This window comes from Granulosicoccus antarcticus IMCC3135 (assembly GCF_002215215.1).
In the GTDB taxonomy this organism is placed as follows: Bacteria; Pseudomonadota; Gammaproteobacteria; order Granulosicoccales; family Granulosicoccaceae; genus Granulosicoccus; species Granulosicoccus antarcticus.
Genome location: NZ_CP018632.1, coordinates 7,722,909 through 7,745,276, shown reverse-complemented (window position 1 = coordinate 7,745,276; position 22,368 = coordinate 7,722,909). Strand labels below are relative to the sequence as shown.

Here is a 22,368-nt window from a genome sequence, read left to right as displayed (position 1 = left end):
TCGCATTCAGGTTTGACTGAGCCTCAGCAAAGAGGAGAGTGAAGGTATGCTTCTGGCCCGTGCGAAGGGTACCAGTAGCCAGGTGCAGATCAAGCCAAACAGGCAAGTCGTTCCCAGTATGGACAAGGCAGGCGTACTGCTCAATGCCAACAAGCCAAATGCCAGCAAGCTGGTGAGGCAAGACAGGCTTGAAGCCAGCCAGGCTCCGTGACTGTCCTGATGCTCGGCACTGAATATGCCGGCATCCAGACCGATCCCGATAACCAGCAACAGAGCTAGCAGGTGAAACAGGGTAATGGCGGTGCCCGCAGCGCTGATCAACGCCAATGTCAGCACTATAGCTCCAATTGACGGTAGCAGAGCCCGCCAGAAATTCTGTCGGTATCGCAGGGTAAGAATCACAGATAATATTACGATTGCAACCAGCATCCAGATTGCTATCTGCTTGCGCAAGGCTGACAGAGCGTTTGAGATAATGTTGACGCGATCGATATATTGAATGTCGGATGCCTTGGCGAGTTGCTGCAACGTGGTCTCAGCCTGTGCATCCATCTCTCCAAGCAAGACCAGAGCGGCAGGTCCATGTGCACTATTGGATTCTATCCACAGGGCTGTGGATGGATGGTTATGGGCCATCGTGAGCCATTCTTGAGGAGTGAGAGCTGGTGCCAGGCTTTGTTCCTGTTCCTGTTCCTGTTCCTGTTCCTGTTCCTGCTCCTGCTCCTGCTCCTGCTCAGACAAATTCTTGCCGTGGTTAACAGGCTTGCGTTCACCGTTAGTAAAGCGCGCCAGCATACTGGATGGGAGTCCAGCTTGTTGCAACGCTTTGGGCAAGGCGCTGCGATAGGCCTCATCGACAATCGCTGCATTTAGTTGCTGGCGTTGCGCCGAAGGTACCCAACTGGCCAGATGTTCAAACGCTTGCAGATGAGCCGCCTGCTGCAGGGCTGATAGCTGCGTCTGCAGACCCTCCAGGCGCTGTAGAAGTTGTTCATCGTCAGCGGCGTTCACCAGCAGGAAGCGGTTGCTGCTGGCACTGGAAAACAGTGACTGTACCTGCCGTTGTTCAGCCATCAGTGATTCGCTGGCAGGGTTGATCTGCCGCAAGTCATCGTTACTGTGCATTCGTAGCGCTATGGTCAGTAAGCTGGATGCCATCACTAGAATCAGCAAAAGCCAGGGCCAGCGACGCCCGTCGGGTATGCTGAATCGAGACAAAGTACTGGCCGCTTGTGCCGTGAAGGGGTGGGGCTTGACCGGCATATAGGGCAGCCAGAGACAGACGCTAAGCCAGGCGCCAATCAATCCCAATGAGGTAAAAGTGGCCATTTGACGCAAGCCGGGCAAGGGCGTTGCCAGCTGCACCAGATAGGCTGCCAGACTGGAGATCAGAGCCAGTATCAAGGCTGGCCAGATAAGGCGAAGATTTCGTTCGGGGTGCAGTAGTCGAAAACATTGCAAGTGCAGGGCGTAGTCAACTGATAGTCCGACCAGGCTGGCACCAAAGGTGAGCGTTAGCAGATTGATACTGCCGTATATCCACATGCTGCCTGAGAGCGCGAACAACAGTCCGCAGGCAACGGGTAGTAACAGGCTGAGCAGTACCTGCAGACGCCGAAAGATCAGATAAGCAATGAGTATAACGCCCAGCAGAGAGCCCAGACCGATGGTGCTTACTTCAAACTGTGCTTGCTGGGTAGCTGCTGCGGCATGAAATACAACCCCGCTACGCAACAGCTGCGCCTCCGGGTGGCTATCATGGAAGTCTTGCAGCGCCTTGACGATGGTTGTCTGCTGCTGCATATCGAAGGGGCTTTTTTCAAGCTGTCCGGAAAGCAGGGCCCAGGTCTTTGTTTCTGTCTTGATCATCGGCACACCGTTCTGAAGTGTGATCGAGGTATCAATGGAATTCAGTAGCCAGGTGTCGAGCAGGGCGAACGGATCGTTGGCAAAATCCGATTGCATACCGGGCGTAAAGAGACCTTGCAAGGCACGTTGCTGCCATTGCTCTTGCGTCAGGGCACGAAGCTGTGGGCTCAGTAACGAGTTCCTGAACGGTAGCAGCTGCCGTTTGAGTTCACTGAATGCATCGGCATTTGTAAATGCAACTCCTGCACTTGTTTGTAGCTCTGCTTGCAAATCGCTGACAAGTGCTGCGGGTGAATCCCCGGCCACGAGCAAGAGCACGCTCTGCTGTACCCGCTCATCCAGCAAGGCCAGACTTTCATCCAGCAATTCACTCTGATGCGTTTGCGGCAACAGGGCAGTAATGCGGGTTTCGATGGGTGCATCACCGCTCGCCAGCAATCTGACTGTCGTGACCAGACATGTCAGAATCACCAGCAGCCAGGCAATGGCTGCAATGGCAGAGAGCTGGGTAGTGAAATGCCGTGACGTCATGCCTGATGATCAACCCATAAGATACTGATCACTAGCGACTTGCCTCAAGGCTTGCACACTCCACGATCTGTAGCTGGATAGCCAGATGATCCTGGTTGGCGAAATACAATTCGATCTTGTCCACCGCTTCGTCGCCGCTGAGCAGGAGCGAATTCAAATGCTCGGCAAGAGACTCCTGGCGCGGTTGCAATGTTGCCTGCCATGCCCCTTCTGCACTGTTTAGCTCAATGGCAAAGAACTGTTCCAGTTGTTGCCAATCGCCTGATAGCAAACTGCGCAGCAACGGTGCCATGGCACTTAATGCCGGTGACAGATTATCTGCATCAGGTCCAATGATGGTCGTATCTTCAATGGGTTCGAGGATATGCCACTCGATACTCTCATCGTCCTTGCGCAGATAGCCACTGCTGTGGATGCTGGCTTCAAAATCGGCCAGATAACGTTCCTGGGTAAAACGGGCACAATTGAAGCTTGCCAGTGACAGTCCGGTTGTCGACACAGAGGGTTCAGTTTGCTGCGCCATTATGCTCTGTGCCGTCAAAGCGGTACACAGCGACAAGACCAGAGCCAGGTATCGGCTGGTTTCGATCATTGTTTTTGCTGCCACGCAAGCAGGCGTTCAACGAATACGGGCGGTGATGCCAGGCACATTTCCTCGGCTTTCATGCAGACCGCAACTTGTACCGTCGAGGCTCGCGTCAGGCGTTTGCCACTGGTCGCATCCACAATTGTGTAGCCCACCTTCAAACGATGTTCCCATTCCTTCAATTCAGCCTTCACGATGATTTGTTGACCAAAGGTTGCAGGGCCGGCGTAGCGCAGGCGCATGTCTATGACAGGCCAGGCATAGCCCGAATCACGCATCTGCAGGTAGTTGTAGTCGATGCAATCGAGCAACTCACAGCGAGCGATTTCAAGGTAGCGTGCGTAGTTGCCATGCCAGACCAGATCCATGCTGTCGACATCATGAAACGGGATTTTGATAACCGTTTCAACCCGGGGTAGAGCGAAATCATCAGGACTCATAATTCAATCTTGGGTGTCATCGTGCACGACGGGTGCGCGCCAGAAAAAGAAGAAGTTGAACCATTGCAAAGGATATTCGCGAACCCGTGTATCCAGTTGTTTGACGAAACGTCGGGTTGTATCTTCAATCCATTGTTCACGATCGCGGCGAGACAATTGCGTCGAATCGCCCAGCGGCTCGAAATCAATTAGAAATTGTTGTCCCTGCTTGATACAGCCTGCAAGATAGATCGGACAGCGTAGCAACGCTGCAAGCAGGAAAGGTCCTTGCGGAAAGGGTGCCAAATGGCCGAGAAATTCGACGTTCTGCGAACGATCGCTATTGATCGGCACACGATCGGCGGCAATGAGCACAAATCCGCCCTTGTTCAGCAATGTTGCCAGCGACTGTGCCGTGCCCGGTGTTATATCCGAGGTTTCAATGATTCGTGGTCGTTTTCGCTGACTGGCCTGCTCAATAATACGATTGAATTTGTCAGCATTTCTGGTGTGCATCAGTACGACCAGCTCCAGGCCCGGATAGTTTTCTGCCATCGCATTGATGACATCCAGATTGCCGTGATGAGCCACTATGATCACGCCCCCGCGTCCCGCTTCCTGAACTTTGCGAAAGTTCTCCCGCCCTATTCCAACCAGGCGCTCATCAGCGATGAGTCCGCTCCAGGCAGCAACCTTGTCCAGTAGCGTTTCTGCAAAGCTGAGCAGATGTCGATAGGAGCGTACTAACAGAGCCCAGGGGCGCGCACGCAAGGTGGGATCGACTCTCACAAGAAAGTCCTGTGATGCAAGCCTGGCAGTTTTGTGCAGTATGAAATACCAGAAAATGAGCAGCCACAGGCATAATCGCAACGGCCAGGGACCCAAATGCCTCTGGATCCACAAGATCAGCTGCATACCGAAAATAGAGCCTCTTTCGTTAATGCTTGCCCAATGCATTGCTACTGCCTTCCAGTGTTTGTTGCCGTCCTGAGCTTGCGCCATGATAAAACCGGCAAGCGCAATAACATGCCGAAAAACAAGCGTGTATGCATCATGGTGATATCACGATTGTCTCGGAACAGGGAAAAATGACTGACGCCTCCGACGGGATAATGGACTTCAACCGGTAGATTGCTTAACGGACGACCTGACCAGTACCAGCGCACCAGCACCTCGGTATCAAATGCCATGCGATCGGTGCAGTCGTGATGCGCTAGCAGGCAATTGATCTCTGTCAGCGGATAGAGCCTGACGCCACACATGGAATCGCGAATGCTCAGCGACAGGGTATTTATCCACACCCATACATGCGTCAGGTAGCGTCCGTAAAAGCGGCTCTTGGGCACGCTGTCGTCATAACAGGCATAACCTGCAAACAGCGTCTGTGGGTGACTTTCACCCTGTTGCAGGAAAGCTGACAGGCTGGATTGAGCGTGCTGGGCATCCGCATCCAGTTGCAGAGCATGAGTGAAGCCCAGAGATTCGGCCTTTACCAGTCCTGCGCGAACCGCATAGCCTTTGCCATGATTGTCTTCGAGTCGTAGCAAGTGAACATCTTGTCCAGTGCTCAGCTGGTCCAGCTCCTTTGCATTAGGGGCACTGCAACCATCATCGACCAGCAACACGGGCATGCCCATGTCACTGAGTTCACGACAGACCTTGGTAATGGTGCCGGGGTGGTTGTATACCGGAACCAGGGCGCAGACTCGAAAGTCAGTCATGGGATTGTTTTTTCCGCAAGGCCGGAGAAATCCAGCTGACCCATACAGTGTCTGCCTAGTGCTGATGTCACTGAAAAGGCAATACAGTGAGGCTTTCGTTCAACGCGCAGGGTGAGCCGTTGGCCGGGTTGCAGAATTTGCTGAAACTTGAGCCTGCTCAGACCGCGAAAGTCTCCCAGAGGGGCGAATGCTTCTGCGGCCAGATCACAGCCCCACTGGACCATGACCATGCCAGGGACAAGCGGCAAGCCTTCAAAATGACCCTCAAGACTGGCTAGCCTGAAGGGCACTTCAAGCTGGCAGATTGCGGTGTTTGCATCGGGCCGACTCTGGCCCAGCCAGCGTGGCAGACTCCGGTCGTACAAGTCGGCGAACAGGCGCGAAATGGCTATTCGATCAGGCTTGCCCTGCGAATTGAGAGGAATGCTGTCAACCAGACGCCAATAGCGTGGAATGGAGATCGGATCAAGTTCGCGGGCCAGGTGAGCTTGCATTTGCTGTTGCAATGCCTGTCGTTCAGCGTGTGTCTGTGGCAGGGCATCTGGCGACATGGCGACCACCATGCCGAGTCGATCATGTTGAGGGTTCAGATCAATACAGCGTAACTGAGTCACCTTGTCAAAGTCTTCGAGCAGGCGTTCGACACGACCCAGTGACACACGCTTGCCAGCAATCTTGGCGATTCTGTCCTGACGCCCCAACAAGGTAAACGTTTGCCCCTGCAACTGAATTCTGTCCGCCTGCATCCAGGGCTGAGACGGATTTTCGAGAAATTGGGAATGTACACACAGGCAGTCATCGACATTGCTGATGGTGACACCCGGCAAGGGGTCCCATGCTGCTGCTTGCGATTGTCGGCGTGTGGCAATACCGCCTGTTTCTGTACTGCCATAGATTTCGATCACTTCACAGCCAAATAAGGACTCGCTGCGGATTGCATCCTGCTGGGACAAGGGGGCACCCGAGGAAAACAGGCGTTGCGGACTGGTGACGGGCGGTACATCCGTGCCCAGCACCTCATCGGGCATGCGAGACAGCTGTGCTGGCGAACTGATGATGGTGGCCGGCATGGCATGCTGCTGAACCTCGATCAGGTGCTGAAGCAACACCTCCGGAAATCGAGTCTGGGAGTTGCTGAACGGTACTTTTTCGCATATTGGACGCAGAATGGCTGTCAGCAGCCCGTAGATATGCAGATGGCTGACCTGAGAGATCACACAGGCGTTCGTCAGCGGCCACAGGGCGGCGTGCACGCCCAGCTCGTTGTCCAGCTGCGAGAAGTGCTTTACGACCTTCAGGGGTTGCCCGCTGGTGCCCGAGGTGTGCAGTTCCACGGCAATGGCAGATGCATCCATGGTACGAGCCTGAGGTTGGCTGACCAATGCACTTTCGTGGGACTCGCGTGCCGGTAGGCGGGTCGGTATTGTCTGATCGGTGCTGGATTGAAGTGCTGCCAAGGTGGCGGGGTGCTCATCCGGTGACAAGACCACGATTTTTCCCTGTTCCCAGCAAGCCAGCAATGCTGCACTGAAATGCAGGGCACTGTCGCTGTGAAGCAGGTAGCGTTGACCGGGATGCCTGGACAACCAGTCGCGAGCATCTGGCAGCAAGGCTGACAGGCGCGCTGGTGTGACCCAATGCTCAGACAATGATTCCTGCCAATGCCAGCTGGCATCATCGGGCATCAGCCAGGGTTGTGAACACAGTGAGTAGTACATGTCAGTGAGTTTGCTGGCGGGGACGTAAGCACCACTCGACGGCAAACATCAGTCCCATCAGGCAATAACTGATGAGTCCGTTGTAGCTCAGCCATTGCTGCATGCTGCCATAGACTGCGGTCCATGCGGCAATGCTGCCGTTCACTACAAAGAACAGGCACCATGCCCAGGTGACTTTACGGGTATAGGGAATAGCGGCAGCGGGCAATTGTGGGTCCTTCAAGCGGGCGATCTGCTCTACCATTGGCATGCCTGAGATCAGGCTGCTGCCAAAGAGCAACAACATGGCAAGGCTGACTCCTACGGGGTAAAAGCGCATACCCAGTTCGGGTTGGCCAAACAGGCCGGGCAGCAAAAGCATCGCAGCCACTGCCAGCGCAATACCGCGCGCACGCGGCATGCGCCAGGCCAGCAGCATTGAGCCGACCAGCAATAATGGCCATGCACCCAGTTGCTGATGCAACAGGTACACCATCGCTGGCCACAATAAGGCGATCCCCGTGCCTAGTCTTTCCAGCACGAATACGTCTCCGGTCAGGGCTTCATGAGCCGTTCGACGGCAGACACCACATCCTGAATGGTTCGCACCGATTTAAAATCATCCGGATTGATGCGGCTGCCAGTGAAGCTCTTCAACTCCACGACCAGATCGACGGCATCGATGCTGTCGATATCCAGATCTTCATAAAGACGTGCTTCAGGTGTGATCTTGTTCTTGTCGATATCGAACATGCTGTTCAATGTGTCGCGAATATGATCGAACACTTTGGTATCCATACCGTTTTCCGTTTCTGGCGTTGAATTACTATTTTTCACGCTGTGACTCCACCAGCGCTCGCAATGCGTTCAGGCTGGAAAAATGACGATGGGTATCATCCGACTCGGCGTTCAGTTTAATGCCGTAGCGTTTCTGCAGCATCAGACCCAATTCTAGAGCGTCAATGGAGTCCAGGCCGAGTCCTTCTCCGAAAAGGGGCTCATCCGCATTGATATCTTCTGGCGTAATATCTTCGAGTTCCAATGTCTCGATGATGACGCGCTTTAGCTCAAGCGTCAGGTCGGTCGATGTGTTCATCCAGAAATCGGCTCATGTTTGTATTGAAGTAGCGGCTGAGACTGTCTGTCAATTGTCTCGACGCCAGGCGTCTCGGAAGCGTACTGTCCACCTTCAGCGGCAGGTCATCCTGCACCTGCAGCGTCAGTTGAACTTTCTCGGCTGGAATCTGGTACCAACGATCTACATTATTCAGCGCGGAGGGGCGGCAGTCTATCAGAACAGGCGTTATTGTCGCTCCGGTATGCAGCGCAATATTGGCAGCCCCGCGTTGCATGACCAGTTGCTCACCAGGTGTGCTGCGAGTGCCTTCCGGGAACAGAATCAGGGATTCACCCTCAGCCATGCGTCGAGCAGCCTCGGCCATTACTCGCTCAGGGTCTGAATTGGTAATATAACCGGCGGCCAGAACTGGCCCACGGGTAAAGATGTTAGTGGTGAGTTTTTCCTTGATGATGCAAACGGCGTGCGGAACGTGGGCCACCAGATAGATGACATCGACCAGGGTCGGGTGGTTAGCCAGAATCAGCAAGCCGGGGCGTTGTAGCCGCTCCACATGTTCAAAGTCGTGTTGCATGACGCCCAGGCCTTCCATGACGTCGATGAATCGGCAGAAACACCAGCGAATCATGGCACGGGCTTTTTTCTGACGCCGCCCGACGTCGCGTTCCATCAGCGTGAGTACAGGTGAGGCCAGCAGACCGATGAACAGGCCACCGATTCCGAAAACGGTGAAGGACAGGTAAGTTCCGATTGCACGCCTGAGTCGGTTCAGGCGCCTGGGCCATGGATCAGGTAGGTGCATCAGAGCGTCCGTTCTTTACACTGTTTGTAGCTTCCCAGCCACTGCAGCACATCCAGTGGGTTGCTGCCGTGCTTGTCCGGCAGCGGTGGCATGTCGGGGTACAGTTGCAGGTCCGGGTTCAAGGACAGGCGCATGCCTACGACACAGCCCTGGTTCGGGCCACTGGTGTAGGCTTTGTAATGATCCGGAAAGGCTTCTTCTGCGAAAACGGCAACAACCGCGGTTGTACCTGTTCGCAGGTAGGCGATGGCTTCCAGTGCCAGTGCTTGCAGCTCGTCACCACTGGCCGAGATTGCCTGTATGGAGTTAAGGTGCTTATTCGCAATGCTGTAGATACCTGCCACCGCATTATGTACCGATAAGGAAAAGCGGCTGGGAGATATACTGCCTTCGTTGGCTAGTTCTCGTAGCAGTAGCAGCGTATTGCCAGCTCGACCGTGCCGTGAGACGTAAATCACGGGAATATCGGAATCACCGGCCAGGCTCGACAGAATACTGCAGGTAGCCAGACCGACAGGGCTGAGACGACGTCTTAACGAGGCGGGAACGCTATCACGTTGCGGCAACAAGTAATGTTGGGGCACAGCGATACTACTGTCACCATCTTCTGACCAACCCAGCCAGTTTTCCATGACCAGGCTGGCATAGAGCGACTCTCCATTGGCGTGATTTGTAGACGATCCTGTCAACATAAACAATAACTCCGACTGGCCTGAGCCCCTTGCGCCGTGTGGCGTCGAATCATCAGGTTAGCGGAGTAGTGTAGCTGTGTCATTCGAAGAACTACAAACACCGAGAGTCGTGCCGTCCGGGATCGAAATAATACTTGCCAGGGGCAAAAAAATATCAATACCTGCTCACACTCTTACCGCCAGGTTCGGCGGTTCCTGATAATTTGACCAGCTACGAATCAGAGCGCACTCGGCAATTGGACTGTATTGTTTGCAAATAATTCATGTTGAGTTCAAATCGTCATGGAGATGCAGGCCATCGTGAACGTTGAAGAATGCATTGACGCAGGACAGCTTGAAGCGGCGCTTGAGGCACTGCGAGACGGGCTGAGTGATGAGCCTGCCAATTCTGAAATGCAGACATTGTTATTCGAGTTGCTCAGTGTCATGGGCAACTGGGATCTGGCGTTGAATCAGTTGGAAACGGCTGCAGGTATGAACAAGGGGGCCTTTCTGATGGCTCAAACCTATCGAAAACTGCTGCAATGCGAAGTCTTTCGTGATGAGGTTTTCATTGGTGAGCGTGCGCCCCTGATCTTTGGCGAGCCCGATAGCTGGCTGGCTACGCTCATACAATCACTGCAACTGGCCGAAAATGGCAACGGTTCGCTGGCTAATGAACGGGACATGAAAGCGATGGAGCAGGCCGCGCCACGCTCCGGCACGATCGATGGTCAGTCTTTTTCATGGATAAGTGATGCAGACATGCGGCTTGGCCCGATTTTCGAGATCATTCTCGATTGCAAATACTGCTGGGTTCCCTTCGACAATATCGCTGAAATTTCGTTTTCCGAGCCGCAGTGTTTACGTGATCTTGTCTGGCTGCCAATACAGGTGCGATGGGTCAACAAAAGTAGTTCAGCCGGGTTCATGCCGACGCGATACCCGGGCCTGGCAACAGTGAGTGATCCGCAGAGTGCGTTAGCCAGAAAAACTGACTGGACCGATATCGGTGAACGCTTCTACATCGGCTCGGGGCAACGCATGTTTGCCACTGAAAATGATGAATATCCGTTGTTGCAGGCGCACAAGATCGTATTCGAAACTGGATTTGATCCGAGTCTGGATACCGGCAGTGGGCAATAACGAAGCCTGAGGCGTTCCAGTTTGAATTTATCGTTGAGCTAGTCGAGAATCGTATTCCAGGCTGATGCAGGATCGTGCAGCAGGCTCTGAGTCGTGACACACTACGCCGACAGTGCAGCCAATAATGCCGGGTCACCGGCAAAATCCATGTAATCGGCCGCAAGATATCCGCTCAGAGGCGCTCGACGAGGAGCGTTCGGTTCCTCTGATCGGGGCGAGCAACCAACCGACTGTAATTATCGACTTGAGCACACATTCAATTCGGCCGTATCCGCTTTCGGAACGAGTCAATGGCTGGCTGTTGGTCGGCATCACTGTTCTGGCAGTCCTGCACGAGTGGCAACCCGAGCTGCCGTTCGCGATTGCCAATTCTGTTCTGGTTGTGCTGGTAAGTGCTTTGTTTGCGACTCGTGTCAGAGGGACCCGCCTGGCGTTCATCATCGTGGCTGTTGTATTGACACTGATGACCATCAATACGATGCCGGACTGGTCCGACAGAATCGAAAAAGGCTTGGGTACTGCCGCTTTCATTGGCGCTTTTTTCTGTGCACTCAATACCTTGCGCAATGCGGCTGGCAGCTCGAAGGCCATTGAACAATGTGGCGTTTTTCTCGCGCAACAACCTCCTGGCAGACGCTATGCGGCACTGACCGTGGGGGCCCAGGCATTTGCACTGCTCCTCAACTATGGTGCTATCGCGTTACTGGGCAGCCTTGCGATGGCTAGTGCCAACAAGGAGCCCAATGAGGAAATCCGGCTGCATCGCACGCGCAGGATGTTGCTGGCTATTCAGCGCGGCTTCATAGCCACCTTGCCGTGGTCGCCATTATCATTTGCCGTCGTCATTACCACGACGGTCATTCCCGGTGCCACCTGGGCGAAGGGGTTCTGGCCCTGCATGCTTACAGGCATCATTGTCTCCGGCATCGGTTGGGCCATGGATAGTCTGTTCAAGCCTCGGTTATCGGCGTCGGCACCGGTACCTGTGCGCGGAAAAATAGAAGGTTCGTGGTTCAGTGTGTTTCCACTATTGCTGCTACTTGGCATTCTGGGCAGCGTTGCCGCAATACTGCACTGGCTCAGTGGCGTGCGGGTTGCTGGCATTGTGCTGACGGTCGTGCCCCTGATTGCCTTGGGCTGGATTGCCTGGCAGTCACGTCATGACAGGCCTGTGCGTGCGTTAGTAAAGCGGGCTCAGCTGTATATCAACGTGGATCTTCCCGCTTTCCGCAATGAGCTTACTTTGCTGATGATGGCGGGGTATATCGGCACGATGGGCGGTATGTTGCTGGCCCCTGTTGTGAGCTCGGCAGGTATCGACCTGTCCAGTGTTCCCACCTGGATAATTCTCGTATCGCTCGTCTGGCTCATTCCACTGACGGGCCAGGTTGGCATGAACCCGATACTGGCCGTTTCGCTCTTTGCACCTATTTTACCGGGAGCTGCCGCATTAGGTGTCGAACCGACCGCCATTATGGTCGCTATTACCGCGGGCTGGTCGCTCAGCGGTGCCTGTTCGCCGTTTACTGCCACCACCATGTTGATAGGTTCATTTGCCAATGTCAGTGCCAGCCATGTCGGCTTGAAATGGAACGGTGTCTACACTGTGGTGGCCGCCTTGGTGCTGTCTGCATGGGTTGTACTTTACAGTGCGTTATTTGGCTGACAATGTCGGTGTATGCTCAAAGCTCGTGAACCCATCAACGATCCTTTGAATCTGTCGCCAGAAAATACAGGAGTAGCTTCATGACCTATGTTGACTGCATGATTGCCGCCGTTCCAACGGCCAACAAGCAAACCTATATTGATCACGCTCGCATGGCCGCCACCGTCTTCAAGAAGCACGGCGCATTGCAACTGGTAGAGAACTGGGGAGATGATATTCCAGAGGGTGAAGTTACCTCACTACCCATGGCGGTCAAGTGCAAACCGGATGAAACGGTTGTCTGCTCCTGGATCCTGTGGCCTTCCAAGGAGGTGCGCAATGCCGGGATGCAGGCCGTCATGGAGGATCCGGATATGGCTGGGGAGATGCCCTTTGACGGTAAACGTTTGATCTATGGTGGTTTTGAGACAATTCTGGAGAGCTGAGCTCGGCTCACAACTCACTTCAGAGTTTCATGTAAGGCATTGCGCAAATCATCCAGACGATACGGTTTTTGCAGTACATGAAGATCGGTGACTTCGGTGTTGCCTTCCTGCCAGTCAGCAGGTCCGTTAAATCCCGAGGTCAGGAGCATGCGGCACTGTGGTCGGTTCTCTTTCACCCATTGGGCAACATCATAGCCATCCATGCCTCCAGGCATGATGATGTCCGAGAACACAATGCTGACCTCTACACCCGATTCGAGTAGCTCGATGGCTTTGACACCATTTTCTACTTCAAGAGTCGTAAATCCGAGAGACTGAAGTTGGTGCACGGTCAGTTCTCGTACCATGGCCTTGTCTTCGACCACCAGTACCGTTGAGTCGCTGAAGGAGTGATAGGGTTCATCCAGAGTTCCAGGGCTTTTATGCAAGCCGGCATCCTCTGACAAATGTCTGGGAAGATAGATACTGACAACGGTTCCTTCGCCGACAGAAGAGGATACTTCGACACAGCCGCCGGATTGTTTTGCAAAACCGAATACCGATGCCAGGCCCAGTCCGCTGCCTTCACTATCTTGCTTGGTGGTAAAGAAAGGTTCAAAGATTCTTGCCTTTACCGCCTCGCTGATTCCCGGGCCATTATCCATGACACACAATCGGACGTACTCACCCGGTTCGATATCCAGCGCCCCATCCATGCTCTGAGCATCGAGAGTTATATTGGCAGTTATGAAGGTGATGGTTCCGCCCTGAGACATTGCATCCCGAGCATTGATAGTCAAGTTGATGACGGCTGTTTCAACCTCTCCGGGATCCGAGAGGGTGCTCCAGAGATCGGTAGCCAGATTTTCTGTCAGCGTAATGGTCTCGCCAATGGTTGGGGCCAGCAAGGCGGCAGCATTACGGACATGGTCATTCACGTTCGTCACAATAGGTGCAAGTTTTTGCTGGCTGGCAAACGACAAGAGTCTGCGCGTCAGGTGCGCGCCCATATGGGCTGCGACCTCTGCGCCTTCTATTCTGGCTAGCTGGGCCTTGTCCAGTGCTCCTGTTTTGAGCAGTTCAAGATTGCCGACGATAACGCTCAGCAGGTTGTTGAAATCATGGGCCACTCCGCCCGACAAATGACCGATTGCCTTGATCTTCTGAGCCTGGTTCAGTTTTTCTTCAGTCAGTAATTTCTGCGTCACATCGCGGTGAATGCCAATGTAATTAGTCAGCTCGCCCAATGTGTTGAACACCGGCGACATGGAAACTTCAGTCACATAGGCGCTGCCGTCTTTTTTCAGGGCATCAATCTGAACCTCGATTGACTCAGCCTTCTTGATCGCATCGGCGATCTTCGAGAAGGCGATTTGATTTCCGTTACTCGTGCGCAGCATCTGCGTGCTTTTTCCCAGAAGCTCGTCCAGACTAAACCCCGACATATCACAAACAGCCTGATTCACATAGACCATTGTTCGGGTGGACTGTCCCGCATCGGTAATGATGATGCCCTCGCTTACCGCATCCATGGCTCTTTCGCACAGCTGCGCGTGCAGCTCCTGAGTGCGCAGCTCTGAGAGATCCTGAGAGATGGCAACCAGCACCGGCGGCGTTTGATGTTCCATGTACTGCATGCTGGCTCTGACCGGATAGGTTGTTCCATCCTTGCGTATATGCAGTGACTCGCAACTGATGTGGTCAATAAGGCCATCCAGCAATGGATCCAGAAAATTACTCATGCTGGCATAAGAATGGTTTTCTACAAACTGCCATGGTTTCATGCCGACTAATTCTGCGTCGCTGTAACGAAGATTAGTCTGGGCGGCCTTATTGGTATTAATGACCTCGAACGTTTCAGCATCGCAGACAATCACCTCGTCAACCATACTGTTGACCACCTGAGACAGGCGTCTCTGGGTATTCTGGGCATCGACTTGTTCCAGGCTGGACTGTGCCAGTGAGTCCAGGGTTGCAGATATCTCCCCCAGCTCGTTATTCACCGACAAGTGGCTGCGCACCGTGAAATCACCCTCTGCAATGGCCCGTGTCGTCGCGATGATCTCTTGCAATGGCTTGATGACGACTCGCTGCAGCAGATACCAGACGATGCTTGCAACAACGATCAGTAACAAACCAATAATCAGGGCCTGAGACAGCAATGCCAGTCGTAAGGACTGGTAGGTTCGCTGCATATTGAGGCTGATCACGAGATGGGAGATATTCGACGAACGCGCATCAGGTTTGCTGTAACCGAAAACCCCCAGCATCTGCTGAAGGGCACCACGCTGATACACAGTCTGGTTGATACCATCTTCGGGCTTCGCAATGAGATCTGCTGCGATGGCCAGATCGGTAGAGTCGAGGCTCTGGCCGCGTAAGCTGGTGTCCGTTGAATAGAGGATCTTGTTGTTTTGATCGACGATGGCAATCAATCCAACACCCGGCAGTTTTTGCATCGACTGCATTTCCTGATCCAGACCGTCTCGGGCATCCAGAGTTATCAGTTGTTGAGTAACCTGAATTATCCGGGGCCCGATGAAATTGAGTCGATTTTCTGACGACTGGCGAAATTGTGCCTTCTGATAGCCGTAGGAAAGAGTCAGATACACAGCCAGAAGGAAAAAACCTGCACCAAGAACCAGTAATGAAATGAAGGTGCTGATGGATGACTTGCCTTTCACGATCGACATGCTCTCTGAATCATATTATCTGTGATAGACCGACTATCAGCAGCTGCACCTATGTGTAAAGCAAGAGCCTTAGTGGGCTATGGCATCCACCAGGTAACAGATTAAGCATCCATTCCTGAAAAGGGGCGTGGAAAAATTGGAAATGTCGAACATGAAGGTCTCGTTAAAGCCAGACATGACCATTGATAGAAGACTGGTTGCCAGAATACTACGCTTGATAATGGATTGTCTCAAAAGGGGTTGATAGCTGATGAGCCCGGTCAGCCCACTTTCTTCGATCGGTACGGAGGAAAAGTAACACTCGGCAGGTATGCGCAAGTCCTTATCACTCCCAATGAGTCGTCATGGTGCTGGATGTGTTCCTGCAAAAGTGTAGCGAGTAATATACTCGCCACCGACTTTTTGGCAGCCGTTGGTCTGTTAGTTGAGAAGATACGTATCTTTCGAAGATCGTTTACGAAATACGCTGTTTCAACGCTGATCGTGATCTGCAAATCACTTGTCAAACTGAGAGTATTCATCATTCGATGAAACAAAAAATGCCACTTTTTTCGGAAGCCGAGTTGTCCCGCATCATTGAGATGGCCTGGGAGGATCGCACACCGTTTGATGCCATTGCCCTCAGTCACGGTATCAGCGAGCAGCAGGTGATTAGCCTGATGCGCAGCCACCTGAAGGCAGGCTCATTCAGGTCGTGGCGTGCGCGTGTGTCAAGTCGCTCGACCAAGCATGTCGCAAAGCGTCCTGCGGGGGTAGTACGTGCCTACTGCCCGACACAGTACAAGCAGCGCTGAATTGCTTGCACTTGCCAGGCAGTATGGGTTCAACGTCACGCGCTCATTACATTAAATCTTATGAGCACTAATCGCTGACTCTAACCCGGACATAGCTTCCCGGAGCATCTTCGATGGGCTTCAGTTTTCCGGAGCCAGGCGTGCGAGCTGCAACCTGTGTGCCACTACGACGTGCCAACCAGGCGTACCAGTCCGTCCACCAGGAGCCTTCATGCCAGTCGGCGTGCTCCAGCCATTCGGTGGAGTCCTCGGGTAGTTTTGAATTGGTCCAGTGTCCGTATTTATTAGCAGCAGGTGGGTTGACCACACCTGCAATATGCCCCGACGCTGCAAGAACAAAACGGTTCTTGCCGGAGAGCAACTGCGAGCCTGGGTAACAACTCTGCCACGGTGCGATATGGTCGTCCTTGGCTGCCAGAAAATACGTGGGTGTTTTTATCAATCGAAGATCGATCGGTGTACCGGCCATGCTGATACCGCCGGGTTCGCGCAGAAGGTTCTGTTGATAGACTTCCTTGAGGTAGAACAGCAGCATGGTTGCAGGTAATCGGGTGGAGTCACCGTTCCAGTACAACAGATCGAAAGCCATGGGCTCGCGTCCCAGCAGATAGTTGCTGACCACAAATGACCAGATCAGATCATTCTCGCGCATCATCGAGAACATATTGGCCATGTGGCTACCTTCCAGATAGCCTTTCTCAGAAACGTGTTTCTCTATCTGTGCAACCTGTTCGTCATCGATGAATACCGATACCTCACCGGTTTCCTTGAAGTCGAACAGGGAGGTAAGAAAAGTGGCCGAAGTGACGCGTTTTGCCTGGCCATTGGCAGCCAGGTAGGCCAGCGTGGAGCTGACCAATATGCCACCGATGCAGAATCCCAGCATGTTGACAGATTCCTCACCGGTGGCCTGCTTGATCGCCTCAAGGGCCGCCAGTGGACCATCCATCATGTAGTCGTCGAAGCTCTTGTGTGCCAGTGACTCATCCGGGTTGACCCAGGAAACAATGAACACCGTATGGCCCTGATCAACGGCATGCTTGATAAAGCTGTTCTTTGGCTGCAGATCCAGAATGTAGAACTTGTTGATCCAGGGTGGCACCAGAAGCAATGGCTTCTTGAATACCTTTTCGGTGGTCGGGGTGTACTGGATCAATTGCATCAGATCATTCTGGTAGACCACCTGGCCAGGCGTGGTGGCCACGTTTTTTCCAACCTCGAATGCGGCTTCATCCGTCATGCTGATCTTCAGCTTTCCCCGGCCTTTTTCCAGATCACCCAGCATATGCTTGAGTCCATCTACCAGGCTCTGGCCACCGGTCTCCTTGGCCTTTTTCAACGCAGCAGGGTTGGTCAGTGCAAAATTCGAAGGCGACACTGCCGAGATGAATTGCCGTGTGTAGAAATCCACCCGTTCCTGTTCCTTCGGATCAAGATCATCTGCCTCGTTAGCCATGCCTTGCAGCCACTTGGCTGACACCAGATAGGACTGCTTCAGGTAATCGCAAACCACATCCTCGCTCCAGGCCGGATCCTTGAATCGTCGATCGCCTGGTTCTGGTTGTACCGCGGTCTGCGATTCGCCGCCGGCGGCACGAGTGGCAAAGCTTTGCCAGACATTCATTTGTTCTTGCCAGAACTGGAATTGTGATTCCATCAGCTTGCCAGGGTCCTGCATCAACTTTGTCGACCAATCGAGAAACGCGGTGTTGATCGAACTGGTGTCGGATACTGAAAATCCACCCGAGGCAGATTCCTCTGCCTGTTGTTTCCAGAATGCCTCCAGGACCCGTTGAGTCTGCTGAGCAACCTCGCTCATCTGCTGAAGTACGGCTTCAGGTTTTGGTTGATTATTTGGGCTTTCTGGGCTGTTGGTCATTTCGGCAGTTCCTGTAGGTGACTTTAGTAGTTGTCTGCTTATCGAGTCAGAGGAAAGTCGGTGAGCATGATGTGAAGCCTGGGAGTGGGCACAGGACAGTTCTTTGTAATAGCACTGCGTAATAGCCACTGCCATGAAGGTTTCGAAAAGGTGTCATTCCTGTATTCCATTAATACCTTTTATTATGGAATCTATCAAGAATAAGCGTTTTACTTGCAGCCCGCTCAGCTTTATCGTGGCTCTCTACGGTGTCTGTAACCCAAGACACTCAACACTTTGCATAGAGATGGCCGAGCTAAGTCAAGCTCAGGATCTACGGGTATAACTCCGAAATGACTGATACAACGGAAAACCGATCGCTGGGGCGGACCCTGTTGCTGCTGATGGCTGTGGCGATATCGGCTACAGCTGCTAATCAGTTCTACAATCAGCCTTTGTTGCCCTCGATAGCGAAGACATTCGGGCTTGAACCCGGCGACATTGGTTTTGTACCGGCCGCTACGCAATTTGGATACGCCGCCTCGATATTGCTGATCTCGCCTCTGGGTGACACGGTTGATCGACGACAACTGATCCGCTATCTGTCGATAATCCTCTCATTGGCTCTTTTTGCCGTGTTTCTGTCTTCCAGCTTCTGGGTGCTGGTGGCGGCCAGTTTCATCGTTGGCTTGGGCTCGAACATTGTTCAGCAATTGCTGCCATTTGCAGCCTCCTTGTCAGCGCCGGAAAATCGCGGAAAAGTGATCGGCACTCTGATGACGGGTCTGACAATTGGCATTCTGTTGTCGCGTACCGTGAGCGGCAGCATTGCGGAATATTTCGGATGGCGTAGTGTTTTCCTGGTCGCCGCCTTTATTGCCATTGTCATCGGGCTATTGCTGAATGCCTATCTGCCACGCAGTACACCGTCGGTGCAAATGTCCTATCCCAGGTTGATTGCTTCCATGTTCACGTTGGTGAAGCGCCACTCTCTGTTGCGTGAATCGGCAATCACCGGTGCATTATGGTTTGCAGCATTCAATGCGGCATGGGCGACTCTGGCGATTCATGTTGTTGCTGAGCCTTTGTCCTATACGGTGCAACAGGCGGGTATGTTCGGCATCGTTGGACTGGCGGGGATCTTTGGTGCCAAAGCTGCGGGCAGGCTTGTCAATACCGTTGGGCCTGGACGACTTATCACTGCTGCACTGTTGCTGGTTCTGTCGGCATTTGTTGTGTTGGCAATCTGGGGAGAGAGCCTGACCGGACTCATTGTCGGCATCGTGTTGCTGGATCTGGGTGTGTTCGGTGCACAGATTCCCAACCAGATTCGGGTATTTTCGATCGACCCTGCCGCACAGAGTCGTATGAACGCTGTGTATATGCTGTGCTATTACATCGGCGCGGCTATCGGCTCAGCTGCTGGCGTGAAAGTCATGAGTCTGGCAGGCTGGCACGGTCTTGCACTCTTCGGCGGTGCTCTGGCAATTACAGCCTTGCTATACCATTGCTGGATGCAGCTAAAAAGTCACAGGCTTGAACAGCGCGCTGTGCTCAAAGGCAACCCTTAGAAGCTCGGCAAGTACAGGTATTCACATTGCGTGTTTACCTTGTTGGCTTCTGGCAGGTATTCCTTCTCGTCTACCGACCTGCCTTGTCGTTCATTCGGCAACATATCGCTATATTGAGAATCGCTTGCTCGAACGGGCGTGAAAGCCAGGTTCGCGATAGATCGTTGCGGATTGAAAATTCCAGTTGCAACTTCACATGGACTTCGTTATCTTCGCTGCAAGGTTAATTGACTGACCGGACGGTTAATTTTGTTGGTGCGATTTCGAGAGCCAGATGGATGGCTTGTTGATCCCGTATCAGTGATCAGTCAGTGACAGCGATTGAATGTCAGTTTTCATGGGGTGTTGTATGTCCGAATCCATACAGTTGAGTATCGCGGCGCAGGTAGCGACGATAACGTTGAACCGTCCCGATCGGCTCAACAGCTTCAACTCAGCCATGCATCAGGCATTGAAGGATGCCCTGGATGTGGTGGAAAGCCCCGAAAGTGCTGTACGGGCACTATTGATTACCGGTGCCGGACGTGGCTTCTGTGCCGGACAGGATCTGGCTGATCGAAACGTCAGTGCAGATGTTGAGGTTCCCGACCTGGGAGCGTCGGTGGATACCTGGTACAACCCGCTGGTTCGCCGTTTACAGAACTTGCCCATGCCGGTGGTGTGTGCAGTCAATGGTGTGGCTGCGGGCGCAGGTGCCAATATTGCTCTGGCTTGTGATCTTGTTCTTGCGGCGCGCTCGGCAAGTTTTGTTCAGGTGTTTTGCAAGCTGGGACTGGTCCCGGATTCTGGCGGCACCTGGTTTCTACAACGAGCTGTGGGAACCCAACGCGCCATGGGTTTGTCTCTATTGGGCGACAAGGTTAGTGCAGAGCAGGCCGAACGATGGGGCATGATCTGGCAAGTCATCGATGACGACAAACTGTTGGAAGAGGCTAACGCACTGGTTGCGCATCTGGCGATACAACCCACAGCCGGGCTGGCGCTGATCAAGCGCGCTATTCATGCTGCCGCAGACAATACACTCGATGAGCAGCTCACCCTCGAGCGTGACCTGCAGCGCCAGGCTGGTCAGGCAGAGGATTATCGTGAAGGGGTTGCAGCTTTCATGGAAAAGCGTAAACCTGTATACAAGGGGTATTGAATCATGGACATCAGTGATCAGGATCGTGCAGAACGATCAGCACAGGCAATGCTTGCCAATGACACCGCGACGCAAGGGCTTGGCATGGAGCTGGAGGCCGTAGGGCCCGGTACTGCCCAGCTTCGCATGTGCGTCGGTGATCAGATGTTGAATGGGCACTCAACGTGCCACGGTGGTTATCTGTTCACGCTGGCCGATTCGGCTTTTGCCGTGGCCTGTAATACCTTCAATCAGGTGGCAGTCGCATCCAGTGCGTCCATTGAATTCATGGCCCCTGCCTACGCGGGTGATGTGCTGACCGCGGAAGCCAGCTTGCAATCCCAAGGGCGGCGCACGGGTTTGTACGATGTGATTGTCAGCAATCAGAAGCAACAGCGAATTGCCTTGTTTCGCGGACGCTCGCACCGTATCGGAAAGCCGTTGTTCGACGAAAATGCAGAGGCTTGATCGTGAGCTTCGACATCAAACCATACAAAATTGCCATCTGCGGGATGGCCTATGGAGAACAGAACCATGAGTGATGCATTTATTTGCGATGCAATACGGACTCCTATCGGACGTTACGGTGGCTCACTCTCATCGGTTCGGGCAGACGACCTGGGTGCGCTGCCTATCGCAGAGCTGATCGCCAGAAATCCGGGTGTCGATTGGGAAGCGGTTGATGATCTGATCTACGGCTGTGCCAATCAGGCAGGCGAAGACAATCGCAATGTGGCACGTATGTCAGGTTTGCTGGCGGGACTGCCGGTGTCGGTTGCGGGTACGACCGTTAACCGGCTGTGTGGTTCTGGCATGGATGCTGTTGGTCTGGCGGCGCGAACCATCAAGGCTGGTGATGCGGATCTGATGATTGCCGGTGGTGTTGAAAGCATGTCAAGAGCACCGTTTGTCATGGGCAAGAACGACACGGCATTCGGCAGAAATGCCTCTATGTACGATACGACCATTGGCTGGCGCTTCATCAATCCGCGGATGCAGGAACAATACGGTACTGATTCAATGCCACAGACTGCAGACAATGTTGCCGCTGACTATGGTGTCAGTCGTGAGGATCAGGATGCATTCGCTGCCCGTAGTCAGCAGCGCTGGGCAAGTGCCAATGAGGCAGGCTATTTCAAGGATGAGATCATGTCAGTGAGTATCAAACAACGCAAAGGTGACCCCCTTGTGTTTGATACGGATGAACACCCACGGCCCGGAACCAGTATCGAGACCCTGGCAAAATTGCGTGGCATCAATGGCGCCCAGCTGAGCGTGACAGCAGGTAATGCCTCCGGTGTGAATGATGGTGCCTGTGCGTTGCTGATCGCCTCTGAGAAAGCCGTCAAGCAATATGGCTTGACACCCAGAGCCCGAGTCGTGTCAATGGGTAGTGCCGGCGTCTCACCACGCATCATGGGCATGGGGCCGGCACCGGCCAGTCAGCAGGTATTGGCGCGTGCCGGTCTGACGATCAAGGATATGGATCTGATTGAACTCAACGAAGCCTTTGCTGCCCAGGGTTTGGCAGTCTTGCGTGACCTGGGAGTAGAGGACGATGCTGAGCATGTGAACCCGCAAGGTGGCGCGATTGCCATGGGTCATCCCCTGGGCATGAGTGGTGCCCGGCTGGTAACGACGGCGATGAGGCAGCTGCAGCGCCGTCAGTCGCGTTATGCACTGTGCACCATGTGTGTGGGTGTTGGTCAGGGTATTGCCATGATCATCGAACGTGTGTAGTA

Annotated in this window: 21 protein-coding genes; 8 read left to right on the top strand and 13 right to left on the bottom strand. The window is 53.6% G+C overall.

Annotated features, from left to right (window positions below; translation table 11 throughout):
- Positions 1-6: 6 nt before the first annotated feature.
- From IMCC3135_RS33640 to IMCC3135_RS33590, 11 genes are read right to left on the bottom strand one after another with little or no spacing between them, the layout of a single operon-like run.
- A complete protein-coding gene (locus tag IMCC3135_RS33640) occupies positions 7-2,400 on the bottom strand; it encodes an MMPL family transporter (RefSeq protein ID WP_088921570.1) in 2,394 nt (797 codons plus the stop codon).
- Between the two features lie 31 nt (positions 2,401-2,431).
- Positions 2,432-2,992 (bottom strand): outer membrane lipoprotein carrier protein LolA, encoded by a 561-nt coding sequence (locus IMCC3135_RS33635; protein ID WP_088921569.1) that lies wholly within the window; start codon positions 2,990-2,992, stop codon positions 2,432-2,434.
- Positions 2,989-3,426 (bottom strand): acyl-CoA thioesterase, encoded by a 438-nt coding sequence (locus IMCC3135_RS33630; RefSeq protein WP_088921568.1) that lies wholly within the window; start codon positions 3,424-3,426, stop codon positions 2,989-2,991. Before IMCC3135_RS33630 ends, IMCC3135_RS33635 begins: the two co-directional genes overlap by 4 nt.
- Positions 3,427-3,429: 3 nt before the next feature.
- Positions 3,430-4,362: an LpxL/LpxP family acyltransferase gene (locus tag IMCC3135_RS33625; RefSeq protein ID WP_205737839.1), complete on the bottom strand. Its 933-nt coding sequence runs from the start codon at positions 4,360-4,362 to the stop codon at positions 3,430-3,432.
- Between the two features lie 2 nt (positions 4,363-4,364).
- Complete coding sequence (locus tag IMCC3135_RS33620) at positions 4,365-5,126, bottom strand: glycosyltransferase family 2 protein (RefSeq protein ID WP_088921566.1); 762 nt, start codon at positions 5,124-5,126, stop codon at positions 4,365-4,367.
- Entirely contained in the window at positions 5,123-6,844 is a 1,722-nt protein-coding gene (locus IMCC3135_RS33615) for an ApeI family dehydratase (RefSeq protein ID WP_088921565.1), read from the bottom strand. The genes IMCC3135_RS33620 and IMCC3135_RS33615 overlap by 4 nt, the downstream gene beginning before the upstream one ends.
- Position 6,845: 1 nt before the next feature.
- The gene (locus IMCC3135_RS33610) at positions 6,846-7,364 is read right to left on the bottom strand and encodes a COG4648 family protein (protein WP_205737838.1); all 519 of its coding nucleotides are present in this window, start codon (positions 7,362-7,364) and stop codon (positions 6,846-6,848) included.
- Positions 7,365-7,378: 14 nt separating this feature from the next.
- Positions 7,379-7,660, bottom strand: coding sequence for an acyl carrier protein (locus tag IMCC3135_RS33605; protein ID WP_236994715.1), 282 nt, complete (start codon positions 7,658-7,660; stop codon positions 7,379-7,381).
- On the bottom strand, positions 7,650-7,919 hold the full coding sequence (locus IMCC3135_RS33600; protein WP_088921563.1) for a phosphopantetheine-binding protein: 270 nt from the start codon (positions 7,917-7,919) through the stop codon (positions 7,650-7,652). Before IMCC3135_RS33600 ends, IMCC3135_RS33605 begins: the two co-directional genes overlap by 11 nt.
- On the bottom strand, positions 7,891-8,703 hold the full coding sequence (locus IMCC3135_RS33595) for a lysophospholipid acyltransferase family protein (protein ID WP_088921562.1): 813 nt from the start codon (positions 8,701-8,703) through the stop codon (positions 7,891-7,893). Before IMCC3135_RS33595 ends, IMCC3135_RS33600 begins: the two co-directional genes overlap by 29 nt.
- Complete coding sequence (locus tag IMCC3135_RS33590; RefSeq protein WP_088921561.1) at positions 8,703-9,395, bottom strand: beta-ketoacyl synthase chain length factor; 693 nt, start codon at positions 9,393-9,395, stop codon at positions 8,703-8,705. Before IMCC3135_RS33590 ends, IMCC3135_RS33595 begins: the two co-directional genes overlap by 1 nt.
- A gap of 300 nt (positions 9,396-9,695) precedes the next feature.
- Here IMCC3135_RS33590 and IMCC3135_RS33585 point away from each other — a divergent pair, with 300 nt between their 5' ends.
- The 3 genes from IMCC3135_RS33585 to IMCC3135_RS33575 all read left to right on the top strand — a co-directional run bounded on the left by IMCC3135_RS33585 (position 9,696) and on the right by IMCC3135_RS33575 (position 12,611).
- Entirely contained in the window at positions 9,696-10,520 is an 825-nt protein-coding gene (locus IMCC3135_RS33585) for a type VI secretion system accessory protein TagJ (protein ID WP_169727565.1), read from the top strand.
- Positions 10,521-10,764: 244 nt separating this feature from the next.
- A complete protein-coding gene (locus tag IMCC3135_RS33580) occupies positions 10,765-12,186 on the top strand; it encodes a hypothetical protein (protein WP_205737837.1) in 1,422 nt (473 codons plus the stop codon).
- An 80-nt stretch (positions 12,187-12,266) separates the two neighbouring features.
- On the top strand, positions 12,267-12,611 hold the full coding sequence (locus IMCC3135_RS33575; protein WP_088921559.1) for a DUF1428 domain-containing protein: 345 nt from the start codon (positions 12,267-12,269) through the stop codon (positions 12,609-12,611).
- Positions 12,612-12,625: 14 nt separating this feature from the next.
- On the opposite strand, the gene IMCC3135_RS33570 is transcribed toward IMCC3135_RS33575, so the two are convergent.
- Positions 12,626-15,283: a PAS domain S-box protein gene (locus IMCC3135_RS33570; RefSeq protein WP_088921558.1), complete on the bottom strand. Its 2,658-nt coding sequence runs from the start codon at positions 15,281-15,283 to the stop codon at positions 12,626-12,628.
- 527 nt (positions 15,284-15,810) lie between these two features.
- On the opposite strand from IMCC3135_RS33570, the gene IMCC3135_RS33565 reads away from it, so the two are divergent.
- On the top strand, positions 15,811-16,077 hold the full coding sequence (locus tag IMCC3135_RS33565; protein WP_236994714.1) for a TIGR03643 family protein: 267 nt from the start codon (positions 15,811-15,813) through the stop codon (positions 16,075-16,077).
- Between the two features lie 67 nt (positions 16,078-16,144).
- Here IMCC3135_RS33565 and IMCC3135_RS33560 read toward each other — a convergent pair whose 3' ends face one another.
- Positions 16,145-17,956, bottom strand: a complete 1,812-nt coding sequence (locus tag IMCC3135_RS33560; protein ID WP_205737836.1) for a PHA/PHB synthase family protein — start codon at positions 17,954-17,956, stop codon at positions 16,145-16,147.
- A 332-nt stretch (positions 17,957-18,288) separates the two neighbouring features.
- Here IMCC3135_RS33560 and IMCC3135_RS33555 point away from each other — a divergent pair, with 332 nt between their 5' ends.
- From IMCC3135_RS33555 to pcaF, 4 genes are all read left to right on the top strand, one after another.
- On the top strand, positions 18,289-19,506 hold the full coding sequence (locus tag IMCC3135_RS33555) for an MFS transporter (protein ID WP_088921557.1): 1,218 nt from the start codon (positions 18,289-18,291) through the stop codon (positions 19,504-19,506).
- 349 nt (positions 19,507-19,855) lie between these two features.
- Positions 19,856-20,647: a 2-(1,2-epoxy-1,2-dihydrophenyl)acetyl-CoA isomerase PaaG gene (gene paaG, locus IMCC3135_RS33550; RefSeq protein WP_088921556.1), complete on the top strand. Its 792-nt coding sequence runs from the start codon at positions 19,856-19,858 to the stop codon at positions 20,645-20,647.
- A gap of 3 nt (positions 20,648-20,650) precedes the next feature.
- A complete protein-coding gene (gene paaI, locus IMCC3135_RS33545; RefSeq protein WP_088921555.1) occupies positions 20,651-21,094 on the top strand; it encodes a hydroxyphenylacetyl-CoA thioesterase PaaI in 444 nt (147 codons plus the stop codon).
- A 66-nt stretch (positions 21,095-21,160) separates the two neighbouring features.
- Positions 21,161-22,366, top strand: a complete 1,206-nt coding sequence (gene pcaF, locus IMCC3135_RS33540; protein ID WP_088922220.1) for a 3-oxoadipyl-CoA thiolase — start codon at positions 21,161-21,163, stop codon at positions 22,364-22,366.
- Positions 22,367-22,368 lie beyond the last annotated feature (2 nt).

Excerpts from the sequence above, each read along its gene's own strand:
- IMCC3135_RS33560 (WP_205737836.1), bottom strand. The coding sequence starts at position 17,956 with ATGACCAACAGCCCAGAAAGCCCAAATAATCAACCAAAACCTGAAGCC.
- IMCC3135_RS33570 (WP_088921558.1), bottom strand. The coding sequence starts at position 15,283 with ATGTCGATCGTGAAAGGCAAGTCATCCATCAGCACCTTCATTTCATTA.
- IMCC3135_RS33590 (WP_088921561.1), bottom strand. The coding sequence starts at position 9,395 with ATGTTGACAGGATCGTCTACAAATCACGCCAATGGAGAGTCGCTCTAT.
- paaI (WP_088921555.1), top strand. The coding sequence starts at position 20,651 with ATGGACATCAGTGATCAGGATCGTGCAGAACGATCAGCACAGGCAATG.
- IMCC3135_RS33630 (WP_088921568.1), bottom strand. The coding sequence starts at position 3,426 with ATGAGTCCTGATGATTTCGCTCTACCCCGGGTTGAAACGGTTATCAAA.
- IMCC3135_RS33640 (WP_088921570.1), bottom strand. The coding sequence starts at position 2,400 with ATGACGTCACGGCATTTCACTACCCAGCTCTCTGCCATTGCAGCCATT.
- IMCC3135_RS33620 (WP_088921566.1), bottom strand. The coding sequence starts at position 5,126 with ATGACTGACTTTCGAGTCTGCGCCCTGGTTCCGGTATACAACCACCCC.
- paaG (WP_088921556.1), top strand. The coding sequence starts at position 19,856 with ATGTCCGAATCCATACAGTTGAGTATCGCGGCGCAGGTAGCGACGATA.
- IMCC3135_RS33565 (WP_236994714.1), top strand. The coding sequence starts at position 15,811 with ATGAAACAAAAAATGCCACTTTTTTCGGAAGCCGAGTTGTCCCGCATC.
- IMCC3135_RS33615 (WP_088921565.1), bottom strand. The coding sequence starts at position 6,844 with ATGTACTACTCACTGTGTTCACAACCCTGGCTGATGCCCGATGATGCC.
- IMCC3135_RS33555 (WP_088921557.1), top strand. The coding sequence starts at position 18,289 with ATGACTGATACAACGGAAAACCGATCGCTGGGGCGGACCCTGTTGCTG.
- IMCC3135_RS33625 (WP_205737839.1), bottom strand. The coding sequence starts at position 4,362 with ATGCATTGGGCAAGCATTAACGAAAGAGGCTCTATTTTCGGTATGCAG.
- pcaF (WP_088922220.1), top strand. The coding sequence starts at position 21,161 with ATGAGTGATGCATTTATTTGCGATGCAATACGGACTCCTATCGGACGT.
- IMCC3135_RS33595 (WP_088921562.1), bottom strand. The coding sequence starts at position 8,703 with ATGCACCTACCTGATCCATGGCCCAGGCGCCTGAACCGACTCAGGCGT.
- IMCC3135_RS33600 (WP_088921563.1), bottom strand. The coding sequence starts at position 7,919 with ATGAACACATCGACCGACCTGACGCTTGAGCTAAAGCGCGTCATCATC.
- IMCC3135_RS33635 (WP_088921569.1), bottom strand. The coding sequence starts at position 2,992 with ATGATCGAAACCAGCCGATACCTGGCTCTGGTCTTGTCGCTGTGTACC.
- IMCC3135_RS33575 (WP_088921559.1), top strand. The coding sequence starts at position 12,267 with ATGACCTATGTTGACTGCATGATTGCCGCCGTTCCAACGGCCAACAAG.